The following is a 312-nucleotide window of genomic DNA, read 5'->3' as shown; positions in this document are numbered from 1 at the left end:
AGATCCATTGCGACGGCCAACTTGAAACCAAATGCCCAGCGGCGGCGCTGAGAGCTTCGGACATTGCCAATTCTGGCCTTAGGCCGACCCCCTCGCCGAATTTTCGGATAGGCCTCCTACGGGCAAGTATTTCACCTATTTTCGCGAAAATTGGAGTTTTTCAACAGTATCAGCGGCGATCTCAACCGGTCGACGCAACACACTCGGCGAACTTCTCCGCTGGCGTTTGATATTGCAAGGTCTTGCGCGGTCGTTCGTTGAGTTGCCTTGCGATAGCGCTGAGTTTTGCTTGGGAATGGGCGGATAGGTCGG

Annotated in this window: 1 pseudogene; it reads right to left on the bottom strand. The window is 54.5% G+C overall.

The annotated features are described in order from the left end of the window. Nucleotides 1–181: 181 nt before the first annotated feature. A pseudogene (locus tag ACFWW2_RS21995) lies at nt 182–312 on the bottom strand (IS30 family transposase); the annotation flags it as partial.

This window comes from Yoonia sp. R2-816 (assembly GCF_046762905.1).
Lineage (GTDB): Bacteria > Pseudomonadota > Alphaproteobacteria > Rhodobacterales > Rhodobacteraceae > Yoonia.
Note: the sequence above shows the minus strand (reverse complement) of the source record. Positions and strands in the feature narration are given on the sequence as shown.